Annotated in this window: 26 protein-coding genes; 13 read left to right on the forward strand and 13 right to left on the reverse strand. The window is 39.0% G+C overall.

The window, feature by feature from the left end:
• Nucleotides 1–5: 5 nt before the first annotated feature.
• The 7 genes from NAT51_RS10440 to NAT51_RS10470 all read left to right on the forward strand — a co-directional run bounded on the left by NAT51_RS10440 (nt 6) and on the right by NAT51_RS10470 (nt 6652).
• Nucleotides 6–644 carry a DUF4291 domain-containing protein gene (locus NAT51_RS10440; RefSeq protein WP_250598822.1) on the forward strand — a complete coding sequence of 213 codons (639 nt, stop codon included), beginning with the start codon at nt 6–8 and terminating at the stop codon, nt 642–644.
• A gap of 7 nt (nt 645–651) precedes the next feature.
• Complete coding sequence (locus tag NAT51_RS10445) at nt 652–1593, forward strand: ADP-ribosylglycohydrolase family protein (protein WP_250598824.1); 942 nt, start codon at nt 652–654, stop codon at nt 1591–1593.
• Nucleotides 1593–2132: an RNA 2'-phosphotransferase gene (locus NAT51_RS10450; RefSeq protein ID WP_250598826.1), complete on the forward strand. Its 540-nt coding sequence runs from the start codon at nt 1593–1595 to the stop codon at nt 2130–2132. The genes NAT51_RS10445 and NAT51_RS10450 overlap by 1 nt, the downstream gene beginning before the upstream one ends.
• Nucleotides 2133–2134: 2 nt before the next feature.
• On the forward strand, nt 2135–2863 hold the full coding sequence (locus NAT51_RS10455; protein WP_250598828.1) for a metallophosphoesterase family protein: 729 nt from the start codon (nt 2135–2137) through the stop codon (nt 2861–2863).
• Nucleotides 2864–2881: 18 nt separating this feature from the next.
• Nucleotides 2882–4354: a nicotinate phosphoribosyltransferase gene (locus NAT51_RS10460; protein ID WP_250598830.1), complete on the forward strand. Its 1473-nt coding sequence runs from the start codon at nt 2882–2884 to the stop codon at nt 4352–4354.
• 204 nt (nt 4355–4558) lie between these two features.
• Complete coding sequence (locus NAT51_RS10465; RefSeq protein WP_250598832.1) at nt 4559–5128, forward strand: hypothetical protein; 570 nt, start codon at nt 4559–4561, stop codon at nt 5126–5128.
• 123 nt (nt 5129–5251) lie between these two features.
• A complete protein-coding gene (locus NAT51_RS10470; RefSeq protein WP_250598834.1) occupies nt 5252–6652 on the forward strand; it encodes a hypothetical protein in 1401 nt (466 codons plus the stop codon).
• Nucleotides 6653–6706: 54 nt separating this feature from the next.
• Here NAT51_RS10470 and nadD read toward each other — a convergent pair whose 3' ends face one another.
• The 7 genes from nadD to NAT51_RS10505 all read right to left on the reverse strand — a co-directional run bounded on the left by nadD (nt 6707) and on the right by NAT51_RS10505 (nt 11921).
• Complete coding sequence (gene nadD / locus NAT51_RS10475; RefSeq protein ID WP_250598836.1) at nt 6707–7288, reverse strand: nicotinate (nicotinamide) nucleotide adenylyltransferase; 582 nt, start codon at nt 7286–7288, stop codon at nt 6707–6709.
• A gap of 4 nt (nt 7289–7292) precedes the next feature.
• Entirely contained in the window at nt 7293–7799 is a 507-nt protein-coding gene (locus tag NAT51_RS10480; RefSeq protein WP_250598837.1) for a hypothetical protein, read from the reverse strand.
• Nucleotide 7800: 1 nt separating this feature from the next.
• Nucleotides 7801–8373, reverse strand: a complete 573-nt coding sequence (gmk, locus tag NAT51_RS10485; RefSeq protein ID WP_250598839.1) for a guanylate kinase — start codon at nt 8371–8373, stop codon at nt 7801–7803.
• 87 nt (nt 8374–8460) lie between these two features.
• The gene (locus NAT51_RS10490) at nt 8461–9321 is read right to left on the reverse strand and encodes a YicC/YloC family endoribonuclease (RefSeq protein WP_250599019.1); all 861 of its coding nucleotides are present in this window, start codon (nt 9319–9321) and stop codon (nt 8461–8463) included.
• A gap of 560 nt (nt 9322–9881) precedes the next feature.
• Entirely contained in the window at nt 9882–10772 is an 891-nt protein-coding gene (locus tag NAT51_RS10495) for a DMT family transporter (protein ID WP_250598841.1), read from the reverse strand.
• Nucleotides 10765–11121: an arsenate reductase family protein gene (locus NAT51_RS10500; protein WP_250598843.1), complete on the reverse strand. Its 357-nt coding sequence runs from the start codon at nt 11119–11121 to the stop codon at nt 10765–10767. Before NAT51_RS10500 ends, NAT51_RS10495 begins: the two co-directional genes overlap by 8 nt.
• A complete protein-coding gene (locus NAT51_RS10505; protein WP_250598845.1) occupies nt 11121–11921 on the reverse strand; it encodes a DUF3298 and DUF4163 domain-containing protein in 801 nt (266 codons plus the stop codon). Before NAT51_RS10505 ends, NAT51_RS10500 begins: the two co-directional genes overlap by 1 nt.
• Before the next feature lie 86 nt (nt 11922–12007).
• Here NAT51_RS10505 and NAT51_RS10510 point away from each other — a divergent pair, with 86 nt between their 5' ends.
• Nucleotides 12008–12445 carry an acyl-CoA thioesterase gene (locus tag NAT51_RS10510; protein WP_250598847.1) on the forward strand — a complete coding sequence of 146 codons (438 nt, stop codon included), beginning with the start codon at nt 12008–12010 and terminating at the stop codon, nt 12443–12445.
• An 11-nt stretch (nt 12446–12456) separates the two neighbouring features.
• Nucleotides 12457–12912, forward strand: a complete 456-nt coding sequence (locus NAT51_RS10515) for a DinB family protein (RefSeq protein ID WP_250598849.1) — start codon at nt 12457–12459, stop codon at nt 12910–12912.
• Nucleotides 12913–12969: 57 nt separating this feature from the next.
• Here NAT51_RS10515 and NAT51_RS10520 read toward each other — a convergent pair whose 3' ends face one another.
• The 5 genes from NAT51_RS10520 to NAT51_RS10540 all read right to left on the reverse strand — a co-directional run bounded on the left by NAT51_RS10520 (nt 12970) and on the right by NAT51_RS10540 (nt 16996).
• Nucleotides 12970–13767 carry a YoaK family protein gene (locus NAT51_RS10520; RefSeq protein ID WP_250598852.1) on the reverse strand — a complete coding sequence of 266 codons (798 nt, stop codon included), beginning with the start codon at nt 13765–13767 and terminating at the stop codon, nt 12970–12972.
• A 2-nt stretch (nt 13768–13769) separates the two neighbouring features.
• Nucleotides 13770–14231, reverse strand: coding sequence for a lipocalin family protein (locus NAT51_RS10525; protein WP_250598854.1), 462 nt, complete (start codon nt 14229–14231; stop codon nt 13770–13772).
• 17 nt (nt 14232–14248) lie between these two features.
• Complete coding sequence (locus NAT51_RS10530; protein WP_250598856.1) at nt 14249–14746, reverse strand: hypothetical protein; 498 nt, start codon at nt 14744–14746, stop codon at nt 14249–14251.
• Nucleotides 14747–14903: 157 nt separating this feature from the next.
• Nucleotides 14904–16262: a HAMP domain-containing sensor histidine kinase gene (locus NAT51_RS10535; RefSeq protein WP_250598858.1), complete on the reverse strand. Its 1359-nt coding sequence runs from the start codon at nt 16260–16262 to the stop codon at nt 14904–14906.
• Nucleotides 16263–16291: 29 nt separating this feature from the next.
• A complete protein-coding gene (locus NAT51_RS10540) occupies nt 16292–16996 on the reverse strand; it encodes a response regulator transcription factor (RefSeq protein ID WP_250598860.1) in 705 nt (234 codons plus the stop codon).
• Between the two features lie 109 nt (nt 16997–17105).
• Between NAT51_RS10540 and NAT51_RS10545 the strand changes: the two genes are divergently transcribed.
• Complete coding sequence (locus tag NAT51_RS10545; RefSeq protein WP_250598862.1) at nt 17106–18254, forward strand: cystathionine gamma-synthase; 1149 nt, start codon at nt 17106–17108, stop codon at nt 18252–18254.
• 51 nt (nt 18255–18305) lie between these two features.
• On the opposite strand, the gene NAT51_RS10550 is transcribed toward NAT51_RS10545, so the two are convergent.
• A complete protein-coding gene (locus tag NAT51_RS10550) occupies nt 18306–19112 on the reverse strand; it encodes a THC0290_0291 family protein (RefSeq protein ID WP_250598864.1) in 807 nt (268 codons plus the stop codon).
• A 206-nt stretch (nt 19113–19318) separates the two neighbouring features.
• On the opposite strand from NAT51_RS10550, the gene gdhA reads away from it, so the two are divergent.
• From gdhA to recO, 3 genes are all read left to right on the forward strand, one after another.
• Complete coding sequence (gdhA, locus tag NAT51_RS10555) at nt 19319–20662, forward strand: NADP-specific glutamate dehydrogenase (protein WP_250598866.1); 1344 nt, start codon at nt 19319–19321, stop codon at nt 20660–20662.
• 114 nt (nt 20663–20776) lie between these two features.
• The gene (gene porZ, locus NAT51_RS10560; protein ID WP_250598868.1) at nt 20777–23050 is read left to right on the forward strand and encodes a type IX secretion system anionic LPS delivery protein PorZ; all 2274 of its coding nucleotides are present in this window, start codon (nt 20777–20779) and stop codon (nt 23048–23050) included.
• Entirely contained in the window at nt 23050–23763 is a 714-nt protein-coding gene (recO, locus tag NAT51_RS10565) for a DNA repair protein RecO (RefSeq protein ID WP_250598870.1), read from the forward strand. The genes porZ and recO overlap by 1 nt, the downstream gene beginning before the upstream one ends.
• Nucleotides 23764–24295 lie beyond the last annotated feature (532 nt).

The raw sequence follows: 24295 nt of genomic DNA on the forward strand, positions 1-24295 counted from the left end.
GAAAAATGAATTTAATACTAGAAAAATATAAAGAACAAATAAAAGAATGGCCACGTTCAGGTCATCATATCATGGCGCAATACAATGATGAAACGATTGTTGTATATCAATCCTACCGAAATGAAATCGGGGATTTTGCAGCCCAAAACCAGTTTTTCGGTGGTGCTTTCAGCTTAGAACGCATGACGTGGATCAAACCAAATTTCCTTTGGATGATGTACCGCAACGGCTGGGGCAAAAAAGAAGGCCAGGAAGTGGTTTTGGCCATTCACCTGAAACGTGAGGCTTTTGAAAGATACTTAAAAAACGCCGTGTATTCTTCCTTCAATCAGGTTGAAGGACAAACACATGAAGAATGGAAGGAAGATGTAAAAACTTCTGAGGTTAGGTTGCAGTGGGATCCTGATCATGATCCACACGGAGATAAACTGGAACGACGCGCTATCCAAATCGGTTTGCGTAATGATTTCATAAAAAGTTACGCGAAAGAAGATATCGTGTTAATTGAGGATATCAGTGGTTTTGTTACCGAACAATACGAACATGTAAAGAATAACGATTTGGATTTGTTAATGACGCCTTTGGAAAAACCTTTGCTTTTTGAAGACCAGGAATTGAATCTGAAATTAAAACTTTTGTATTAAATAATTCATGAAAGAGAAGGTAATACATAGTGCTTTATTCGGGTTAGCGGTTGCTGATGCATTGGGTGTGCCGGTAGAATTCAGAAAAAGAAGTGAATTGAAAAGCGATCCAGTTACCACCATGAGGGAATATGGGACACATAGACAGCTGAAAGGAACCTGGAGTGATGACAGTTCGCTTACTTTTTGCCTTGCCGAAAGTTTATGTGACGGATATAATTTGAATGACATTGCCAATAATTTTCTGCTTTGGTCTAAAGGTGATTTTTGGACGGCTCACGGAGAAGTATTTGATATTGGGATTTCAACCTATCATACGATTGAGAACATCGCTAAGGGAATCGATCCTGTTTTATGTGGCGGTTTTGAGGAATCAGAAAATGGAAATGGTTCACTGATGCGTATTTTGCCAATGGCTTTTTATTTTACTAATGAAGAAAATGATGGCGTTATTTATCAAAAAATCAAAGAAGTTTCTTCCATAACCCATGCACATTTCCGTTCGGTTTTTGCGTGTTTTGTATATGTGATTTTTGCAATTGAATTATTGAAGGATAAGCCGTTGGCAGAAGTTTATAATAGAACCAAAAAAAGAGTCAGCTTATTTTTGGATAAAAAGAATTTCAATTCAAATGAAACCGGCTTGTTTGCCAGGATTTTAAACAATGATATAAGTATTTTTCCTGAAGACGAGATCAACTCTAGCGGTTATGTTCTTCATAGTCTGGAAGCCGCATTGTGGTGTTTACTGACTTCGGAAACCTACGAAGAAACGGTATTGAAAGCCGTGAACCTGGGTAGCGATACAGATACAACGGCTGCCATAGCCGGTGGACTGGCAGGGATTTATTACGGATTTGATGCAATCCCAGAGGAATGGATACAGGTTTTAGCCAGAAAGAATGCTGTTTTTAATCTGTGTGATAAATTAGAAAAGAAATTAAAATAATGAACAACGATACAAAAAATATAAGCAAATTCCTGAGCCTTGTGCTCCGGCACGCTCCCGAAACCATTAAATTATCATTGGATGTAAACGGTTGGGCTGATGTTGAGGAATTATTGAAGCAGTGTAATGCTTTCCAAAAGAAACTAGATAAGGAAACGTTGGAACAGGTTGTGGAAACCAATGATAAAAAACGTTTTGCTTTCAATGACGATAAAACCAAAATCAGGGCAAGTCAGGGACATTCTGTAGCTGTGGATTTGGATATAAAACCAATAACACCTCCTGATATTTTATTTCACGGAACAGTGGAAAAATTCCTCGAAGCCATCAAAAAAGAAGGTTTGCAGAAAATGAGCCGCCAACATGTGCATTTGAGTAAAGATATTGAAACCGCAACGAAAGTAGCGTCAAGAAGAGGCAAGCCTGTTATCTTGAGCATTGAAACCCAAAGAATGGTAGAGGATGGTTATTTGTTTTATTGCTCGGAAAACGGCGTTTGGTTAACAGACGAAGTGCCTGTCGCATATATAAAATTTTAGAGATGGGAAGAACATTAGTATTTGGTGATATCCATGGCGGATTACGGGCCTTGGAACAGCTTTTGGAACGTGTAAATCCTCAGCCGGAAGATACTCTAATTTTTCTTGGTGATTATGTCGACGGATGGAGCGAATCGGCACAGGTTATTGCGTTTCTTATTGATTTATATGAGAAGCATAACTGTATTTTTATCAAAGGAAACCACGATTTATGGTGTGGAAGATGGTTAAGTTTAGGTGCTACAAATCCGGTGTGGGAAGAAAACGGTGGCCGCGCTACCATTAAAAGCTATATCGGTACGGGTTTGCTTTCTTCGCAAGCACATAAATCATTTTTTGAGAACCTGAAAGATTATCATTTGGATGACCAAAACCGTTTGTTTATCCATGCAGGTTACACGTCAATTCATGGAGTAGCGAAGGAAGTCTATGAAAGCAATTACTATTTCGACCGGACTTTATGGGAAATGGCAATCACAACTGATAAAATGATTGCTAAAGATTCCAAGTTATTCCCGAAAAGGTTATTATTGTACAAAGAAATCTATGTTGGGCATACGCCAACGACTAATTATGATTCAGACAAGCCCATGCAGGGTTGTAATGTCTGGAACATTGACACCGGTGCCGGATTTTCAGGGAAACTGAGTTGTATCGATATTGATACCAAGGAATTCTGGCAAAGTGATACCGTGCAGTCATTGTATCCAGATGAAAGAGGAAGAAATTAAAAAAATAAAACACATATCATGAACCCATTATTATTAACAGACGGTTATAAAGTTGATCACCGTCGTCAATATCCGGATAATACAACATTAGTATATTCCAACTGGACACCAAGAAAATCAAGAATTGAAGGTGTGAACGAAGTGGTATTCTTTGGATTGCAGTATTTTATTAAGAAATACATTTTGGACGAATTCAAAACCCAATTCTTTGACCAGCCGAAAGAAAAAGTGGTGGCACGTTACGCACGCCGTATAAATACGTATCTGGGTGAAAACCAAGTTGGTACAAAACATATTGAAGATTTACATGATTTAGGATATATCCCGATGGTTTTCAAAGCACTTCCGGAAGGTTCAACCGTTCCGTTGCGTGTTCCGATGTTTACCATGTACAATACAAAACCCGAATTTTTCTGGCTGACCAACTATTTCGAAACCTTATTGTCAGCTGTGGTTTGGATGCCTTGTACATCGGCGACAATTGCTAAACAATACCGTGTGGTGTTGGATAAGTATGCAGAAGAAACATCTTCACTACCTGAGTTTGTTGATTGGCAGGGACACGATTTCTCGATGCGCGGAATGGCGGGTATCGAAGCGGCCGTGATTTCGGGAATGGGACATTTACTGAATTTTACCGGAACTGATACTATTCCGGCGATTGATGCCTTGGAAACCTATTACAATGCTAATTCCGAACAGGAATTAATCGGAGGATCAGTAGCAGCAACTGAACATTCGGTAATGTGCATGGGAACCACCGAAGGTGAATATGAAACATTCAAACGTCTTATTTGTGATGTTTATCCGAAAGGAATCGTTTCAATCGTGTCAGACACCTGGGATTTATGGAAAGTACTGACGGATTATCTGCCAAGACTGAAAGAAGAAATCATTTCCCGTGAAGGTAAAGTGGTAGTGCGTCCCGACAGCGGGGATCCGGTATTGATCATCTGCGGAAACCCGGACGGAAAAACCGAACAGGAACGCAAAGGAGTTATCGAATTGCTTTGGGATGTATTCGGAGGAACGGTTAATGCCAAAGGATATAAAGAACTGGTGCCGCAAATCGGAGCTATTTACGGTGACAGTATCACAGTGGAAAGAGCGACCAGAATCTGTCAAAAACTAAAAGAAAAAGGATTTGCTTCCACAAACGTGGTGTTGGGAATTGGTTCTTATACGTATCAATATAACACCAGGGATACTTTCGGTTTTGCGATGAAAGCGACCTATGGCGAAGTAAACGGAAACGGACGCGAAATCTTCAAAGATCCAATCACGGATGACGGTACCAAGAAATCGGCTAAAGGATTAATGAAAATCGAACTGAATAACGGTCGCTATGAATTGAAAGATCAGGCAACCTGGGAAGAAGAGCAAAAGGGCGAACTGAAAGAAGTCTTCCGTGACGGTAAACTGTTGGTCGATGATTCACTGGCAGCGATCAGGGAAAGAATGAAGGAAAAGCAATTGAATTTAGCAGAATAGTTTTTTAAAGCTTTTTCCCGCTATCCACTACAAGTCCGCAGTATGGTGCTTGTTTTTGCAGGTGCAGTTGTGGGGCTCCCTCCGGTCGCCCCAACTTTCCGCAAAAAGTAAGCACCATCCTTTGCGGGCTTTTCGTTTTTATCGGGGCTAGTTTGGGATTACTTTAGAATTGTGCCTTTGGGAGTATTGGTTAAAAAACTTGATATGGAAATAGACAGAGATTTGGTACAGAAGATTCTCGACGATGAATTGGGAGGGAATTATGTAATCGGAAATGTTATGGATACCGAAAAATATGTGTTTGTTTGGTATGAGCATAAAACTTACAAAAAGGATGATCAACGTGGTCATTTGATAGGTGTGGGTCCGGTGGTGCTTAATAAGGAAACGGGAGAATATAAGTTATTAGGTTCCGGGGATTATATAGTGGGTGATTATATGGATTATTTACCTGAAGCAGAAGAAGCCGAAACATTGGAAGATTTTTTTGCAAAACCGGTGGAAGAAATTATTAAGGGTATTCATGACAGGGAATTCGTCAATGATGAAGATTATTTTTATTTTTTATATTTAATGGAAAAGGAGTTTCCGGGATTCAATGGCTATATTACTCTTGACAGAAATTTAAATCTAGGGGAACATTATTTATTTGATCAAGAAAACCCTAAATACAGACAAAAGATTATTGGATTCTGGGAGCAGATAGGATACCCATATTTTATTAGAAATGAAAAGGAAATTGTATTGGGAAGAGTAAAGAATTACAGGCTTTAATTATGTTTATGACGTAACAAAATCCTAACATTCGCATAACAGTCAGTTCATACAATCGTTCCATCTTTAACCTAGAAACAGAGCTCAGATTTCTAAATGTAAAAATGATAATAATGATACTGTATGACAGAAAAAGAAAGAGCATTATGGGAAACCATTTCCAGGTTTTCCTTTGATGAAACCATCGAAGAATATGGTTTCGAAACAAGATTGGCTTACGAAAATAAATGGACACACTACGTCACAAAACAAGCCATCGAAGAGTATAAGAAGTTCATGTTTTTAGCTTCGGTCTCCAACCAGATGGTTTCTCCCTCAGAAATAGTCGATACCGTCTGGCACCAACACCTAATCTTCAGTAAATCCTACGAAAAACTCTGTGGGATATTAGGAAAAAAAATTGAACATATTCCTTCTACTCACAACCCACACAACCATTCGGTTTTTAAATCAGCAAAGGAACACACAACAACTTTGTACGAATCCTACTTCGGAAAACAAAACCCGCATTTCTGGAATAACGATTATCTCGAAGAAACCCAATTAATATCAGATAATACGGCTTTACGTAAAAGGGTATTTCTCATTGGCTGTATAAGTGTCTTCCTGTATCTTCCACTGTTTTTTTTACTCAAACCTTTTATCGTCACAATTGAAAGTGAAGTTTTTATACTCTTTACCATAATACTGGAACTAACGTTGTTCTTCGTGCTTAAATTTCAAATTGAAAGTAAAATTGAGAATCAGGCCGGGATGCTCTACAGTGAAGACATACATACGCAAAACCTGACTGTTCCGGAAGTGCTATGCCTGAAAAACGGTAATAACGACGAGTATATCCATGCGGTTGTCAATACCATGATTAAAGAAGAGAAAATCCACTTCAGTAGTGATTATACGATAAGTCTTAATGAAGATGAAAAACCGGAATCTGAAAGTGAAATGGCTGTTGTAAATGTTTTTCTGGAGAAAGAAGTGCGGAATTACCCTGCTTTATTCAATCATTTGAAACACAAAAGTATCTTCACTATTCCGGACCTAGCAATGCAACTGTATAAAAAGCGCTGGTTAAATAATCCGGTTTTCATTAAGTCTGTTTCAGGATTGGTCTTAGTTATGTTACCAATGCTGTATCTGCTTTTAATCCGTTTGCAATTAGGATTGGAAAGGAATAAATCGGTTATCTTTTTACTAATCGGAATTGCAATGTATTTGCGGATTGCATGGTATTTCGTGAAAAAAATATACAACGATTTGCTTCAGGATAACTTGCCGGAATTGTATGTTCAAAAAATAAAAAGCAATGAGCGCACCGATTTAAAAGAAGGTTCCGAATGGCAATACCTGGTTTTGGGAAGTATTATGTACACCATGCATTTTAATCAAATGGTTAATCACGTTAATCATAATGCAAGTCAATCAGGTTCTTCATCAGGTTGTGGAACCAGTTGCGGTTCAAGCTGCGGAAGCAGTTGTGGTTCCAGTTGCGGCGGTGGCTGTGGGGGCTGCGGCGGTGGAGATTGATATCCCGGATGTTTTGTAATGTTTACTTGTTGTTTAACCTTTGGTTAAGCCTTTTTATTTTCTATAAAACAAATTATGGTCGATGTATTCCCAAACCTTATTTGGTAGCATGGGGATTACATTCTTTTTGTTCTTGATGCTTTCCCTGATGAAGGTTGAAGACAATTCAATCACGGGCGCACCTACACGGTGTATTTTAGGGTTATTGACAAACTCACTGCTGATTTCTCCCGAATTCAGTCTTGGGTACACATAAATGTCATGATTGTTTAAAATTACCTCATAATTCTTCCATTTGTGCAAAGAGTTGAGGTTGTCTTCCCCCATGATAAGTGAAAACTCGTGATCCGGATATTTTTCCTGTAAATGAGCCAGCGTATTGACGGTATAGTTCGGTTGCGGAAGCTTGAACTCTACATCCGTGGGTTTGATATCCGGATAGTTTTCGGTGGCCAGATGTACCATATGCAAACGGTGGTAATCATCCAGCAATGTATTTTTCTGCTTGTGCGGATTATGAGGTGTAACCACCATCCAGATCTGATCCAAATCGGAATGCTCGGCCATATGATTGGCAATAATCAAATGTCCAATGTGGATGGGGTTGAATGTTCCGAAGTAAAGTCCGATTTTCATGGTTTCAAATCTTTTTTAACTCATCAAAAAGAGTTGATTTATTAAACTTTTGTCTTTTATAATCAATTAAATGAAATACAGCTTCCTGTTTTTCTTTAGCCTCTTTAATAATAACTAAAACATTTCCAAATTCATTCCGAAGAATATCAGAATAAAAGATGATTTCATAGTTGTTTTGTTCCAGTTTTATGAACCTGTGTTTTTTGAAGAAATGATATTTTGAATCCTGAAAGAATTCAATTTTTAAGGTTAGTTCTTCAATTGAATCGTAAGGTTTTTTTTTAAATAAATTATTTTCTTTAACAGTTCTCAAATATTCCAAAAAAAAAGTAGAGAATGTACAAAAAGCAGCAGTTGCGAATGTAAACCCAATGGCATATTTTAAAGGAAATGTATTTTGATGAAAATAAGCAATCGTTAATAAAATGATTGAGAGGAATCCAAAAACAACTAAAAAAAATTTAAAAACAGTAAGAATAGGTTTTCGATTCAGAATTAAAACGCGAATCATTTTACTTTACAAAATTCTTTACCAACTGATAAGCCTCTTCCTTCGCAACATCCAAATCATAATTCTTGATAATTGTGTCAAATTGCGGTGCTGTTGCCAGTTCCACGTGTGCTTTGGCAATACGCATGTTGATTTTGTCGTCGCTTTCAGTAGAGCGTTCTTTCAGTCGGCGTTTTAACTCGTCCACACTTGGCGGTTTAACAAAAACAGCAAGAGTCTGTTCCGGGAATTTATGTTTAATACGCAATCCGCCGGCTACATCAATGTCGAAAATAACATTCTTGCCCAATGCCCAGATGCGCTCCACCTCACTTTTCAGTGTTCCGTAAAAGTTATCACGGTATACTTCTTCCCATTCCACAAAGTCCTCGTGCTTGATGTGTTGTTTGAAATCGTGAATTGACATGAAGTAGTAATCTTTTCCGCTTACTTCTTCGCCTCTCGGCTCGCGTGTTGCCGCCGAAATGGAAAACTCAAGATTCAATTCTTCAATTCCCAATAAATGCCTTACTATAGTGGTTTTTCCCGATCCCGATGGTGCCGAGAATACAATTAATTTTCCTCCGTTATTCATTTTTCTAGTGATTAGTGAATAGTAAAGAGTAATTAGTTAAAAGCAATCTCTTCGAAAGCCAGTCACTAATTACTCTTCACTAATTACTTATAAAACATTCAATACCTGTTCTTTTATTTTTTCGAGCTCGTCTTTCATCATGACCACCAGTTTTTGCATTCCGGAGTGGTTTGATTTAGACCCCATGGTGTTTATTTCACGTCCCATTTCCTGGGTAATGAATCCCAGTTTACGGCCATTGGCTTCTTTTCCGGCCAAAGTTTCAAGGAAGTAATCCAAGTGATTGGTGAGGCGGACTTTCTCTTCGGTGATGTCCAACTTCTCCAAATAGTAAATCAACTCCTGCTCAAAACGGTTTTCGTCCACATTGACTTTCAACTCGTCGATAGCGGTCTGTAGTTTGTTTTTGATATTCTGGATGCGTTCCGGATCTAATTCCAATGTTTGTTCCATGAACGAACGGATATTCGCAATGCGCAACTGAAATTCTTTTTCCAATGACATTCCTTCGTCAACCCTGAACTGGTTGATGTTGGTTAATGCTTCGTTGATCACACCCTGAATCTGGCCCCACTCGTTTTCATCGATTTCCTCACGTTCTGTTTTTAAGGCATCCGGCATTCTAACCGCCATTTTCATTAGCTCGGTGTTGTCGGCATCGGGTAAAATAGCACGCATTTGGGCAATGTATGCCTTTACGATGGGTGCATTGACCTTGGTTGAGGTTTCTTCTCCCGTTACTTCAATGTACAGGGAAAAATCAACTTTTCCGCGCTCTAACTGCTGGGCAATCTGATTGCGTAAACCCAACTCCATCTCACGGTAGGCAGAAGGCATCCTGACGTTCAGGTCCATTCCTTTACTGTTAAGGGATTTGAATTCTACGGTGATTTTTTTTGTGGGCAATTGCAAAGTTGCTTTCCCAAACCCGGTCATCGATTGTATCATAGTCATGAAATAAGAGGGTAAAGATAAGAAAAGTTATTAGTAGTTAGTACTTAGTGATTAGTGACTAGTAATTAGTAATTGGAAGGGTTGATAAGTTATGGATTGATGTTGATTGAAAAATGTGAACTAGTTACTAAATAATGAGAACTAGTAATTAAGTTTGGTGAACTAGTTACTAAGTAACGAGAACTAGTAATTAAGTTTGGTGAACTAGTTACTAAGTAATGAGAACTAGTAATTAAGTTTGGTGAACTAGTTACTAAGTAACGAGAACTAGTAATTAAGTTTGGTGAACTAGTTACTAAGTAATGAGAACTAGTAATTAAGTTTGGTGAACTAGTTACTAAGTAACGAGAACTAGTAATTAAGTTTGGTGAACTAGTTACTAAGTAATGAGAACTAGTAATTAAGTTTGGTGAACTAGTTACTAAGTAACGAGAACTAGTAATTAAGTTTGGTGAACTAATTACTAAATAATGAGAACTAGTTTGCAAATAGCGTAAACTATAAACAATCAACTATAAACCACTAACTTTTTACTAAGTGCTTAGGACTAATCACTAAGTACTCGAAACCTTCTTCTGCGTGACTAAATACACCCCGATAAAAATCAATAAAGCCGAACCCGCTTTCACCCAACTCATTTCATCTTTTTCTAATCCGATGGCGAAAATAGAAGCAAACAACGGCTGCAGGTAAATAAACACGGCAACAGTGGTGGGTTTGAGCTCTTTCATCGAAAGTAAATTCAGTAAGTACGTCAGGAAGGTTGAAAAAATCACCACAAAACCGATTTTCAGATAAGCAGAAGTAGGTACAACAGTCCAGTCCACCGCTTGGAATTCACTCCACCCGAAAGGAATAACCATCAGAAAACCGAAGAAGTATATCCACTTTACAAACGAAAGTGCATTGTATTTATCCATCAGTTTTTTAACGATGATGAGGTAAAAACCATACGACATGGCATTCACAAATACGAGAAAGTTACCCAGTGAGGCATTAGGCGCATTTACCATCGATTTTCCGTACAGGATCAATGTGATGGTTCCGGCCAGTCCAAGAAGGATACCAATTATTTTTTTGTTTTCCATCCGTTCTTTGGTGATGAGTGCCGAAAGAATAAGTACAATCATCGGTGTGGTGACCATTAAAACGGCTCCCATGATAGGAGAGGTGTAGCTCAATCCTTTAAAAAAGGTGAGCATGTTGAAGGCAATTCCGAAAAAAGAAGCCGCGATGATTCTTGGGAAATCGGCTTTGTCAATTTTTTCGGTCTTCACAAATAAGGTTGAAATCCAGAACAAAAGCATCGAACCGCCTACACGCAAGAAGATAAACCCGAAGGGATCGATGTATTTAGGCATCACATCTTTGGCAACCGTAAACGTTACACCGTAAATAATGGAAACCAGTGTGGCGGCTACAAGAGCCCATTGTCTTTTACTCATTGTTCAGGAATTTGATGGCGGCCTCAACGGTTTTGGCGCTGTTGCCCACAAATATGTTACCGTCGGCAATAATCACCGGACGTGATAAGAACGTATAATGTTCCAGGATATAGCGTTTGAAATCGGCTTCATTCAGTTTTTCGTCTTTCAGTCCCATTTCCTTGTACAAGGTGGCTCTTTTGCTGAAAAGGACTTCATAACTTCCGGCCATCTGCTGCATTTCATCTACCTGTTTCACGGTCATCGGTTCAGTCTTGATGTCTTGTAATTCAAAGGTGTCAAGGTGTGGCAATGACTTTAAAATACGTTGGCAGGTACTGCAGGTTTTTAAGTAATATATCTTTCGCATTATTTTAATTTTAAGTATTTATCGGCTTCTTTGTAAGGAATTAGTAATTCAATCGGTCCTTCTGCATACGAAGCCACTTCATATTGGTTGTAAACTAATTTTACTCCTTTTTCAGTCAGGAAAATATTCAGAGGCAAATGAAACTTTTCATCCGTAAACCAATAGCCGGTTTCATTGATGTTGACGTTTTTAGGAATGCTCTGTTGCTTTCTGAATTTCTGTTCGGCTAATTTGGTAAATCCCTTAAGATCAGAAAACAGATTTTCTTTTTTGATTTGTTTGCCGGTTTTGGCATCAATGAAAAAGGAAATTGAAGCACCGTTTCCGTGCGCACCGCCGGTGAAAGCCCAGTAGTCGACAACCAAGTTCAATAATTTGGATGATTGGTATTCAATTGTTGTGGTGCTGTAACCCTGCCAGGAAGTCGTATACTCCGGTTCTTCTTTCAGGGCTTGATTGTAAGTGTTTATGAAATTTGTGCAAATCGCATCAAAATCTTTAGGTTGGCTAAGTGTATCATTGTAGAATAAACTACTGTTTTCGTTTAATACCAGTTTATCGATACTGTCAGTTACTACGGATTTTGCTTTAAAAACCGGAACATCAAGTACTAACTCGGTTGTGTCCTGTCCTTCAACGATGCGCTTTTCGAATTTTTTCATGTCATAATCCAAAGTGTCAAAGTCAGATTTTACAGAATCAATAACAGCATTGGTTTTTGAAGTGTCAGTAGTTGGGGTTTCTTTTTTACAACTGACAGAAATACCCGCAATGAGAATAAAATAAAATAATTTACGCACGTTAAAATTGTATTAAAATGTACTACAAAATTAACTTTTTAAACTTACGGTTGGCGCTTTTGGTTTACTTTTGAAAAAAATAATTTATGGGAACTTTTACCAAAGAAATTTCAATTCGCTGGTCTGACCTGGACCCGAATTTCCATATGCGCCACAGTGCTTTCTATGATTTTGGCGCACAACACCGTATCGAAGTATTGGAACAACACGGATTAACCATGAAACTGATGCAACAGCAGTCTTTCGGTCCGGTTTTATTTCGTGAGGAAGCCATCTTCAGAAGGGAAATCCATTTAAGCGACACGATTACGATTACCACCAGAATGGGAAAAATGAAAGCCGATGCTTCGCGTTGGACCATCGTGCACGAACTGAAGAACCAAAGGGACGAACTGTGTGCCGTGATCAGTGTTGACGGTGCGTGGATGGATACTAAATTAAGGAAGCTGGCCAGTCCAACCCCGGAAATCGTTCAGGAAGTCATGAATGCATTCCCTAAAACAGAAAATTTTATTGCCTTGTAAACTAAACAACTATGGAATATACTTTTAAAATTAACCTTTTGTCGCGTAACGTTCTTTTGAAATTTCTTGAAAACCACACATTGGAACAATTGAACAAAGTTCCGGACGGATTCAGTAATAACCTGATCTGGAACATCGGTCATATTGTAGTGGTACAGCAAATGCTGGTGTACCGTTTGTCAGGATTACCGATGATGGTTTCAGATGCGATGGTTGCAAAATACATGAAAGGAACAAAGCCTGAAGCAGATGTAACGCTGGAAGAAGTCGAAGAAATCAAATCATTGCTGTTCGCTACTTTGGAACAATCCAAAAAAGATTTCGCTGATGACATTTTCAAAACCTATAATGAGTTCACGACTTCAGCAGGTTATACGGTTACCAGCGTAAAGGATGCGATGGAATTCAACAACTACCACGAAGGCATGCATACCGGCATTATGATGCAAATCAAAAAGTTTATTTAATAAAGGCAAAACTCCCCAAAAGAACAACACAAAATTTCTTAGGGGAGTTTTCTCGAATTAAGCAACTCTTTCTTCTTTTTTGAGAAGTATATTTTCTTTGAGTTCCGCTACCGGAATGTTAAGCTTAAATAGCTTTCTTTTGTGCAGGTAAAGCTTTAAGCGGAGTTTGTATAAATCATATACGATGATCACTGCGAGTACCAGACTCACCAGATAAAACATCTTGAATCCCAGATAAACATACGTGAACCCGGCCAATACCGCACCAATCAGGTAAAATACGGTTATCGATGATAATAGTTTTGCCCGTTGCTTCAGGTTTTTGTTGTTCCGGAATTCTTTCTTGGTGAACATTGAGAACAAAATCCCTAAATCGGTCGTCGTTCCTGTTAGGTGCGTTGTTTTGATGGAAAAGTTCGAAATACTTGCCGTCAGTCCGTTTTGTAAACCCATCGCGAATAGCATAATGGCTAATAAAACTTCGGTCTCGGCTAATGTTTCGCCATAAAAATTGTCTCCGTAAATACTCACTGCGATTAAACACAGTATCTCGAGTATTAATGGTATCGAATGGGCAATATAGCTGTTCTTATGATTAAGGTGTATCACGGCCAGATTTGAAGTGAAACTCCCCAGGAAGAATAACAAAATCCAGGAGAAAACCACAACAGTCTGATAGAGATTTCCTTTTACGATTTCTGAAGCAAGAACAGCATAATGCCCTGTAATGTTTGACGAGAATGAAAAGAATAGCAGTAGCGAACCGATATTGATCATTCCGGCAGAAAATGCGGATAAGGAACCGAGTTTGAGATTGTCTGAATGTGATCTGCTGTTACTGTATTTTCTAAGCATCTTTAGTTGTTTTTTTCAAATGTTAAGCGGGCAATGCCGCGTATATCTGTGTTTGTATTAAAATTGAGTACGAGCCTGTCTTCCGATAATTCCGTAAGGGTATAATGTTCAACAGTGTTGTCATTGTACTTCAGCTCGAGTATGTTTCCCCTTCCCTTGATGGTCCAGGTCAATTCTTTTGTGGTGTCTTTTCCTTCCAGAATTAATTTCCGTCCGGGCATGAAAATCCATTTTTCGGCTTTGTGGATAACCAGATTCTGACTGGCAATTTCCTTGACATAACCCGAAACGTTTTTGAAATCGGCATTCACCGTGTCGTTTTTATCGGCCTTTTCATATTCCCAGGTGGCTTCTTTCCATTCGCCTTCAATCTTTTTTTCCGGATTCCCGGACATGCCTGTCATCACAGTTAAGGATAACAAAACCAGCAAAGGGAGACTGATGTATTTTATAATGATTTTCATGATCGTTTCTTTTTGGGTTAACTGATGGAAACCTGATTCAGGAATACTTCTGTAATTTTTCCTTTTTCGGGAACCGGAATTGCAGTATCGCTATTGATGGTGATAACTTCCACGACCGATTTTTTAATGAATACTGATAAGTCAAAGCTGTTTTTGTTTGATAAGTTTTGCTTGCTGTCAGAGATGTAGATTTTTTCAATCCTGTTGGATTCTAAATAGCTGTTGAAAGCACTTTGGTTAAATCCGGTAAATAAATCGGTTTTCAATGAATTGATGTGGGAATCAAATTTGTTGCACAACACTTCGCAGGCTTCTTCAAATTCGGTATTGCTTAAAGCGTCAATATGCTTCATTTTGGAAAAGAACAATAAGTCTCTTATCGAATCGCTCAAATTCATTCCGTGCAATAAGATAATGTCTAAGGATGTGCCTGAAGTGTTGTTGCTTAAAACGGCTTTTAAAGTATTAAGGGAATTGACGGTAAAGTCGGTCGGTATTACAATTGTTTTTCTCATGCTTCTTACTATTTGTTGTTTACAGGGCAAAAGTAGAAGCGCCGTATTAGAGCCTTATTAAACTCACATTAAAATGTTATTAGAATTAGGCCTACGGGATTAAAATGAGATTAGAAAACCTTAGCAAAAAGTTAAAAAAGCAGTGACAGTATTGTTTTTAGTCTTCTGTTTTGACCGATGGAAGTGTGATTTGTACCGTCGTTCCTTCGTTTTCGGCAGAAGTCACCAAAATCTTCCCGTTGTGCATGCGGATGATATTTCGGGTAAGTGGTAATCCAATGCCGTAACCTTCGTAGTTTTTGGTGTTTGATGCCCTGAAGAAAGGATCGTAAATGTATTTGATCTCGTTCTCGGGAATACCGATTCCTTTGTCTTTGATAATAATGTAGACATAATCATCTGATGCGCCAATTGATACTGTTACATGGTTGTAGTCTGAATACTTACAACCGTTGCTGATGATGTTGCTGAAAGCAAGATGAAGGAGTTGGACGTTTCCGTTTACCTTTAACTTTAACGGATTTTCCGGTAAGAGTTCCATGTCAAGGTGTATTCTGTTCTTGCTGTTTAAGGTGCCCAGGTTTTCTTTTACATCCCAGATCAATTGGTCGATGCGTATTTTTTCGAATTTCTGTACTTTTCCGTTAAATCCGGTTTGTGCCAGAAACAACAGTGCTTTGGTTTTGTTGTCCAGTTTTTCGGCTTCCTGTAAAATGATTTTCAAAGAGTCTACATAGTCTTCAGTCTGTCTCGGTTTGGAAAGCACTACATCGGCTTCACCTATGATGGCTGTCAATGGAGTTCTTAATTCATGGGAGGCATTGCTGATGAAGTTGTTCTGGGTTTCAAAGGAGGTTTCAATCCGGTCGAGCATGTCATTGAAGGTGCCGGTAAGTTCATAAAGTTCATCTTTGGCGGTGTCTTCACTCAAACGCAAATGCAGGTTTTCGGAACTGATTTCTTTTACTTTCTCTGTAATGGCCGAAATAGGTTTGAATATGTTCTTCGAATAATAAACAGCAATGTATAATAATAGAAGGAAAGCTGCGCTTATGGCAAACAACATGGTTTTGATCAGGTTTTCGGCTTGGTTGATCTCGAAGTAATTCTCGGCAACGGTGATGACAATGAAATTGCCTTTAGCCGACTTGTATTTGATGCCTTTGTAAAGGTATTCATTGGAAACAAAACGAGCCTGTCCTTTTTGGATTACATCACTGAAAAATTCTTCGTTGATTCCTACTTTCTGGGATTGGTCACTAATGTTGAGACGACTGTCTATCGGAATGAAGAAATCCCGCTCGTGCGGAAGTTTGTCTAAATCATCATCGGGTGAAAATTCATTTCCACCGGCTAATTTCTCCTTGGCAACCTTATTTGCCCTGGCTTCCAATAAACGGAATAGATAATCTTCCGAATAATCGGAAACGGTCGCATAGATGAAGATACTGAACAGGAAAATTACGATCAGGAACGGGATCAGGAACAGTAAAATAATCCGTGAGTGTTTTTTCATGTCTCAGTTGTTGTTTGGGGTTAAACGGTTTAGTTTTCCCGCATCACATATCCCATGCCTATAACAGTATGGATAATCTTGTCTTCTGCTTTAAGGTCTATTTTTTTCCGGAGGTAATTGATGTATACATCTACGACATTGGTGCCCAAATCATAGTCAACGCCCCATACCGCCTCCAATATGTCCATTCTCGAAAGTACTTTGTTTTTGTTTTTCAGTAAATGGAGTAATAGTTTGTATTCGGTTGTGGTCAAAGAGACTTCTTCTCCTTCCAGGGTAACGGTTTTGGTATAGTCGTTTATCTTTAAATCGTTGAAACTGTACAGGTGTTCCGGCGCGAGGCTCTCGTCATTCTGGGAAGCCGCCTGTCCGGAAGAACGTCTCAGTAAGGTCTTGATGCGGGCTACGAGTTCAATGAATTTAAAAGGTTTGACCAGATAATCATCGGCTCCGTTTTCCAATCCCAAAACAATGTTTTCGGAAGTGCCGAGTGCTGTCAGAAATAATATGGGTACGGCTTGGTTCTTTATGCGTATGGATTTGCAGACTTCCAAACCGTTCATCTCCGGTAACATAATGTCTAAAATGATCAGGTCAAAATGGCTTTCCAATGCTAATTGCAATCCGGTCTTGCCGTCAAATGCAACACTGACTTCAAATCCTTCTTCTGTAAGTCCTTTTTTGATAAAGGAAACAACATGGGCCTCATCTTCAACCAAAAGTATTTTTTTCATGGGTAATGGTGCTTCAACGGGAAGGATTAGTCATAAAATTATTGTAAAAGAGAAGGCAAGTTAAAAAAAATAGTCCGAAGTTAATACCTTTGTGAAAAATATATGAACTATGAAATTTAATACTAAAGTTATACATGGTGGACAACACCATGATCCAAGTACCGGGGCGGTTATGCCGCCGGTTTACCAAACATCGACTTTCGTTCAGACAAGTCCGGGGAGACCTTTAAATCCTGATTACGAGTATAGCCGCGCTGCGAACCCAACACGTACTGCTTTGGAAGAGGCGCTGGCTTCTATTGAAAACGGAGCAAGAGGTCTTGCTTTTTCTTCGGGATTGGCTGCTACCGATTGTTTACTTCGTTTATTCAAGGCTGGTGACGAAATCATCGCAATGGATGATTTGTACGGCGGAACTTACCGCTTGTTCACGCGTTTGTACAAGGATAGCGGAATCAAGTTCCATTTCGTGGATATGAATGATCTTGAGGGTTTTCAGGATTTAATCAATGAAAATACTAAATTGGTTTGGGTGGAAACACCTACAAACCCGTTGATGAAACTGGCTGATATTGCTGCTATTGCAGAAATTACTAAAAAACACAATATCCTGTTTGCAGTCGATAATACATTCGCAACTCCTTACCTTCAAAAACCTTTGGACCTAGGTGCAGATATCGTAATGCACTCGGCTACTAAATATTTAGGCGGACACAGTGATGTGATTGCAGGTGCTTTGATTATTAAGGATAAGGTTTTGGGTGACGAATTACACTTCAAACAGTTTGCTACAGGAGCAACTTTAGGACCACAGGATTCTTTCTTGGTGTTAAGAGGGATTAAAACGCTTCATTTACGTGTACAGCGTCATTGTGAGAATGGTGTGAAAGTGGCTGAGTTCTTATTGAACCACCCAAAAGTAGAGCGTGTATATTACCCTGGACTGGAAAACCATCCGTTCCATGAAATTGCCAAAAAACAAATGATTGGCGGTTTTGGAGGTATGGTGACCTTTACTTTCAAATCAGGTGCAAAACAGGATGCAATCAGCTTCCTTGAGAAACTGCAGGTGTTTACATTGGCTGAATCATTAGGGGGCGTAGAATCACTGGCAAACCACCCGGCTTTAATGACGCACGCTTCAATTCCGGAAGATAAGCGTAAAGAAGTGGGTATTACCGATGATTTGGTTCGTTTAAGTGTTGGTGTGGAAGACGCAGAGGATTTAATAGAAGATTTAAAACAGGCATTAGCATAAAAAGAAAACCCTGACAACTGTCAGGGTTTTTTTATATCTCTTACTTACTGATTAATCTATGTAGTAGATGTATCCAAAGTTTAACCATAAATTCCAGTCGTTAGCTTTGTTTTCAGGATAAAGGTTTTCGTTTGGATTTAAACCGTCAACCCAGTTTGAAAAATAATACTGGAAACGTAAATCCAAAATCAAATCCGATAAAGGGGTTAATTTATAACGGGTACCCACACTTGATACCACTGACCAGGTGCTTCCTCTTTCGTTTGTGAAACCATGGTCTTTTCCGTCTGAAGGAGCCCAGTATTTAGCCGGTAAATTAGCCTGGATTAAACGGCCGTCTCCATAATTAGTACCCATCTCAGGTTTGTAAAAACTGAATTGGCCACCCAAGCTTACAAACGGACCGAAACTTCCGGTTTGTGAAGTGAAATCACGGATACTCATTGGGTAAAATTCCAATTGCATACCAATGTTCGTAACAGCAGTGCTACCAAACATCCCTCTTAATTTTTGAGCTTCTACCGAAGTCTTTTTTGGGTCTACCCAGTGTCCGAAATGCTCTAATTTTGTTTTGTTGTATGAAATCTCTGATCTTAATTTAAAGTGGTCGTTGAAGTAGGTTTCAGGTGTGTAACAGTTACAGTCAGCTCTGTAGGAGAAATTCAAATAGTGTACTAAACCAACACCTAAGCCGGTATTTCCTTTGTTAGTGTCAAAATCATGTCTTTCACCATAGTCAGACTGGAAGGCAACAGGACCCGTGATTACCCCAACTTCATGGGAAAATCCGAACTGCGCCTGAAGCGGATTCAGCGCTCCTAATAAGAGAAAAACGATTAAGCATTTTAATTTAGACATGGGTCAACTTTTAAGTCATTATAGGACAAATATATAAAAACATCAATGATGTCAAAAAAAAAACAGTAAAAAAACCGGATTATTGTATTGTTAAGTTTTTGATTAGTGATTTATTAGGCTAAAAACATTGGTGTTATTTTTAATAAATGTATATTTGTGCCACTAAACGAAAACGTTTTCTTTAAACGTAAAAAATTAAAATTATTATGTCACATAGTATTGATGCTTTTGTAGAGGCTGTAGCAAAAAACAATCCTAATGAACCTGAATTCTTACAAGCCGTAAGAGAAGTTGCTGAAACTGTAATTCCTTTCATCGAAAAAAATCCTAAATACCAAGGTAAAATGTTACTTGAGCGTATGGTGGAGCCGGAAAGAGTAATGATGTTCCGCGTGGCTTGGATCGATGATAAAGGTCAGACGCAAGTAAATAAAGGATACAGAATCCAAATGAACTCAGCAATCGGACCTTACAAAGGAGGTTTGCGTTTTCACCCTTCTGTAAACTTAAGTATCCTGAAATTCTTAGCTTTCGAGCAAGTATTCAAAAATTCATTGACTACATTGCCAATGGGTGGTGGTAAAGGTGGTTCTAACTTCGATCCTAAAGGAAAATCCGATACTGAAATCATGCGTTTCTGCCAGGCTTTCATGACTGAGTTAGCACGTCACATTGGCGCTGATACTGACGTTCCTGCCGGTGATATCGGTGTGGGTGGAAGAGAAGTTGGTTACATGTTCGGTCAATACAAAAAATTACGTAACGAGTTTACAGGAGTATTAACTGGAAAAGGAATCACTTTCGGAGGTTCTTTAATCCGTCCTGAAGCAACTGGTTACGGTGATGTATATTTTGCTTACAACATGTTGAAAACTAAAGGCGAAAGCTTCGATGGTAAAACGGTTGTGGTTTCCGGTTCTGGAAACGTAGCACAATATGCTGCTGAAAAAGCAACTCAATTAGGAGGTAAAGTAGTTACTTTGTCTGACTCTTCAGGTTATATCTATGATGCTGACGGTATTGATGCAGATAAATTGGCTTACGTAATGGAAATCAAAAACGTAAACTACGGTCGTATCTCTGATTACCTTAAAAAATACCCTAACGCTAAATTCGTTGAAGGAAAACGTCCATGGGAAGTAAAATGTGATATCGCATTACCATGTGCTACACAAAACGAATTGAACGAAGAGGAAGCTAAAGTATTAGTGGCTAACGGATGTATCTGTGTGGCTGAAGGTGCTAACATGCCGTCTACTCCGGAAGCTGTTTTAGTATTCCAAAACGCAAAAATCCTTTTCGCTCCTGGTAAAGCTTCTAACGCTGGTGGTGTGGCGACTTCAGGTCTTGAAATGTCACAAAATTCATTGCGTTTAAGCTGGTCTTCTGAAGAAGTTGACGATCGTTTGAAAGTGATTATGAACAATATTCACCAAGCTTGTGTTGAATACGGTTCAGATGGTAACGGATATGTTGATTATGTTAAAGGTGCAAACGTTGCCGGTTTCGTTAAAGTTGCCGATGCTATGTTAGCGCAAGGAGTTGTATAATTCCTGAATATAAATAACTTTTAAAGTCCCGCAAAAGCGGGACTTTTTGTTTTGGATATATTAAAACCCAAGTAAATCCGTTTTTATCTATATTTGTGCAATATCTTTACTTATATGAACAAAATTGCTGCTGTCTTCATAATTTTTATTTTTTCCCTGACGGGTTCCGCACAGGTTAATCAGGTATGGAAAGGTTACTATTCCTATAACTCAATAAAGGATATTACCCTGAATGAAACAGGATTTATTGCAGCTTCCGATAATGCGTATTTTAAAAGGGATGTCACCACAAACCAATCGGTAACGGTTACAACTGTGGAGGGACTATCAGGTCAGACAATCTCACAGATTTACCATTCGGAAACGTTCAAAAAAACCATCGTAGGGCACATCGACGGATTTATGACGGTTGTCAATGAAACAGACGGATCAATGCTCAACGTAGTAGATATCGTGAACAAGGTTTCGGTGCCGTCCAATAAAAAAAGAATTAACCATTTTACCGAATTCAACGGGAAGCTCTACATTTCAACTGATTATGGTATTTCGGTGTTCGATCTCCAGACGATGGAGTTCGGGGATACTTATTTTATCGGTCCCAATGGCAGCAATATCGAAATCTTCCAGACGGTTGTTTTTAATAATACAATTTATACCGTGGCTAACGGTTACGGATTGCTGAGTGCTTCGGTTACAAATCCTAATCTTATCGATTTTAACCAATGGACAATGGTGGCCGGAGGTAATTGGAAGGCCGTGGAAAAAACAAATACTGAAATAGTTTTGCTGGATAATGGTATCGGTCTGCATAAACTGGTGGGGAATAATCCTGTCTTTGTAATGAACTTTAATCAAATACCGGCCGATTTCAGATTTGTTGAAAATAAATTGGTGGTCACAACCCAGAATTATGTGTATGTGCTAAATAATCTGCTGGCGAATCTCTATACGGTTAATAATACTTCTGATCCCGCTACACGGTTAATCTGTGCCACTATTAAAAATGATGTGCTTTATATCGGTACCCAGGAAAAAGGAGTGGTGTCAACCACACAGGCGAATACCGCTGTTTTAACTAATGCGACGCCTCCGGGTGCTTACCGGAATAAGGTGTTTGGGGTTAAAACTTCGTCGAAAGGAACCTGGATGGCGTACGGGGATTATAACGCGGGTTTTAATCCGTACCCTTTGGATACTTTTAATATCAGTAAGTATACGGAAACTGACGGATGGAAAGATTTTGCTTATAGTACGCTTTTGGGAACAAAGACTATTACGAGTATTACAGTGAAACCAACCGATGAAAATGAAGTGTTCATGAGTTCGTATTACTCAGGACTTCTTAAAATTAAAAATGAGGTGCCGGAAATACAGTATAATGCATCAAACAGTTCGTTAAGGTCTATTCCCGGTCAGGTACCGGATGATATCAGGGTCGGTTTTTCCGATTTTGACCGCGCAGGTAATCTCTGGATGCCAACTTCATTGTCGAATAACCTGTTGCATGTGTTCAGGAGTTCCGGACAATGGCAATCGTATAATATTGCCTGTGCACCGGCTAACACTTCTTTGGTAACTAAAGGATTGGTGGCCGATAAGAATAATACAAAATGGATCATGACAAGGGTAGGGCTTGTAGCTTTTAACGATGGTTCTAATAAGTGCATAATGATTAAAGACGGAACGGGTGAAGGTAATCTGCCTTCGCGTGATGTAAGGGCACTTGCTATTGATAAGAATAACAGACTTTGGATTGGAACTTTAAGAGGTTTAAGGGTTTTGCCAAGTGTCGATTCGTTTCAAAACCAGGACGAACTGGAAACGAGTTCCATTATCATTCTGGAGGATGGCCTGGCCCAGGAGTTGCTATACCAACAGTTTATTACGGATATTGTAGTCGATGGTGCTAATAATAAATGGATTGCTACTGCCGGGAGCGGTGTCTTTTTTGTTTCTCCCGACGGTCAGAAGACTTTTAATATTTTTACCAAGGAAAATTCTCCATTGCCAAGTAATATTGTCAATGATATCGATATTGATATGATAACGGGAGAGGTTTTCATGGCTACCGAAGCAGGTATGGTTTCATACAAGGGAAATGCTACTTCGGGAGCAGGTGATTTGAAAAATGTAGTGGTTTTTCCTAATCCGGTAAGGCCAAACTTCACAGGGAATGTTTCGATCACCGGGCTAATGGATAAATGTAATGTTAAAATTACGGATATCAGCGGTAATCTGGTATATGAGGAAGTTGCCAAAGGAGGAACGATCATGTGGGATACCCGCGCTTTCGGAAAACATAAAGTAGCTTCGGGTGTTTATGTGGTGCATGTCTCTTCTGAAGACGGTGCCGAAGTGGAAACCAAAAAGATAATGATTGTCCGCTAATGCTGGTCAAAACTAAAGCTATTGTCATCTCGGCTTTAAAATACCAGGAAAAATCATTGATTGTAAGGTGTTTTACGTTGTCGGGCGGACTCAAGTCTTATTTTGTTCCTAATGCTTTTGCAGCTAAAAAATCCAACCAGAAGATTGCATATTTCCAGCCGCTGACATTGCTGGAGATTGAAGCCAGCCACAAAAATAAAGGAACGCTGGAATATTTTAAGGAAATCAAACTGGCCACTGCTTATCAGTCGCTCAATACGGATATAATTAAAAGTACAATTGCTATTTTCCTCTCTGAAATGCTGCACCACAGCATCCGGGAAGAGGAAAAGAATGAACGGCTTTTTGAGTTTCTGGAAACCAGTCTGCTCTGGCTGGACACACACAGAGAGGTGGCTAATTTTCATTTGATCTTCTTGCTGGAAATTACAAAATTTCTCGGATTTTACCCGGATGTGTCTGAACTGGATCTTCCTTTTTTTGAAATGACGGAAGGTATTTTCTCAAACTTGCCTTCCCTAAGTTGCCTTTCGGAAAATGAAACGGTGCTTTTCAAACGGTTGATTACGCTTAAGTTTGACAGCGACCAAAAGGTTTTTACGGCTAATGACCGCCAACTCTTGCTTAAAACACTTCTTGATTACTACACATTCCATCTCGAAGGCTTTAAAAAACCGAAATCACTTGAGGTTTTGAAAGAAGTTTTTGCCTGAAAATTTTTTCGCCTTTTTTGAAGGATATGCACAATAAAGATGCCTCGTTCCGGTTGGCTGGTTAAGTACAGAACGATGGCTGTGCCGGTTGAATCTAAGTATGCTGTAAGTCGTACTTGACCCGTACTTGACCCGTACTTGACCCGTACTTGACCCGTACTTGACCCGTACTTGACCCGTACTTGACCCGTACTTGACCCGTACTAAAGCCATACTAAAGCCATGTCAAAGTAGCCGACGGTGGCTGAGGCTCTCGAAGCCAAGTAGTGTCAAAGTAGTAGTAAGTTACTAAACCACCCGATTATGGGATTTATATCATTTTAAATTATACGTTAACTCATAACTTATAATTCGTAACTCATAATTCTGCAAAGTTTTGAATTTTATTTAGTCCTTCAATCCTCCAATCCTTCAATCTTTCAGTCAAAAACAAACAAATTCACATAATATTAGGAAATAGCCTTGATTTTTAACCATTTTTTGGCTCAGTTATTTTGTCTATTGCCTTACAAATCACTACTTTCGCACATTG

This window comes from Flavobacterium amniphilum (assembly GCF_023634845.1).
GTDB lineage: Bacteria > Bacteroidota > Bacteroidia > Flavobacteriales > Flavobacteriaceae > Flavobacterium > Flavobacterium amniphilum.